The following is a 1499-nucleotide window of genomic DNA, read 5'->3' as shown; positions in this document are numbered from 1 at the left end:
TTATACCGAATCGTACCCCAAACCGACACAGGTGGTCAGGTAGAGAATACTAAGGCGCTTGAGAGAACTCGGGTGAAGGAACTAGGCAAAATCGTACCGTAACTTCGGGAGAAGGTACGCTCCTATCTGTGATGAGACTTGCTCTCTAAGCGGACGGGAGCCGCAGTGACCAGGTGGCTGGGACTGTTTATTAAAAACACAGCACTGTGCAAAATCGCAAGATGACGTATACGGTGTGACACCTGCCCGGTGCCGGAAGGTTAATTGATGGGGTTAGTTTTCGGACGAAGCTCTTGATCGAAGCCCCGGTAAACGGCGGCCGTAACTATAACGGTCCTAAGGTAGCGAAATTCCTTGTCGGGTAAGTTCCGACCTGCACGAATGGTGTAACCATGGCCACGCTGTCTCCACCCGAGACTCAGTGAAATTGAAATCGCAGTGAAGATGCTGTGTACCCGCGGCTAGACGGAAAGACCCCGTGAACCTTTACTACAGCTTGGCACTGAACATTGAACCTACATGTGTAGGATAGGTGGGAGACTTTGAAGCAGCGACGCTAGTTGTTGTGGAGTCGTCCTTGAAATACCACCCTTGTAGTTTTGATGTTCTAACGTTGGCCCCTGAATCGGGGTTACGGACAGTGCCTGGTGGGTAGTTTGACTGGGGCGGTCTCCTCCCAAAGAGTAACGGAGGAGCACGAAGGTTGGCTAAGTACGGTCGGACATCGTACGGTTAGTGTAATGGTAGAAGCCAGCTTAACTGCGAGACAGACACGTCGAGCAGGTACGAAAGTAGGTCATAGTGATCCGGTGGTTCTGAATGGAAGGGCCATCGCTCAACGGATAAAAGGTACTCCGGGGATAACAGGCTGATACCGCCCAAGAGTTCATATCGACGGCGGTGTTTGGCACCTCGATGTCGGCTCATCACATCCTGGGGCTGAAGTCGGTCCCAAGGGTATGGCTGTTCGCCATTTAAAGTGGTACGCGAGCTGGGTTTAGAACGTCGTGAGACAGTTCGGTCCCTATCTGCCGTGGGCGTTTGAGAATTGAGAGGGGTTGCTCCTAGTACGAGAGGACCGGAGTGAACGAACCGCTGGTGTTCGGGTTGTCATGCCAATGGCATTGCCCGGTAGCTACGTTCGGAACTGATAAGCGCTGAAAGCATCTAAGCGCGAAGCAGGCCTCGAGATGATTTCTCACTAGACTTTTAAAGTCTCTGAAGGGCCGTTGAAGACTACAACGTTGATAGGCAAGATGTGGAAGTGGTGTGAGCCATTAAGCTAACTTGTACTAATTACCCGTGAGGCTTAACCATACAACGCCAAACGCGTTTTGTGACAGAAACAAGCGACAGAAGTTAATAGCTAAAGTAGATAAATACTTAGACTTAAAAAATATTATCAGAATTTTCCAAATTTATGAGGTGACTCTTAGCGCGTAGCGTTAACATTGAGGCACCTTGCGGAAAGGAAAAAGAAGCACTACGTGCTTGTCATT

The 1499-nt window shown here is 50.0% G+C and carries 1 rRNA gene; it reads left to right on the top strand.

Annotated features, from left to right (window positions below):
• Nucleotides 1–1317: ribosomal RNA gene (locus tag L650_RS0101325) — 23S ribosomal RNA — on the top strand; the annotation flags it as partial.
• Nucleotides 1318–1499: the final 182 nt, after the last annotated feature.

The organism is Pseudoalteromonas sp. TB51 (assembly GCF_000498055.1).
Taxonomy (GTDB): Bacteria; Pseudomonadota; Gammaproteobacteria; order Enterobacterales; family Alteromonadaceae; genus Pseudoalteromonas; species Pseudoalteromonas atlantica.
The sequence above is the reverse complement of the archived record's forward strand: the minus strand, read 5'-3'. Positions and strand labels throughout refer to the sequence as shown.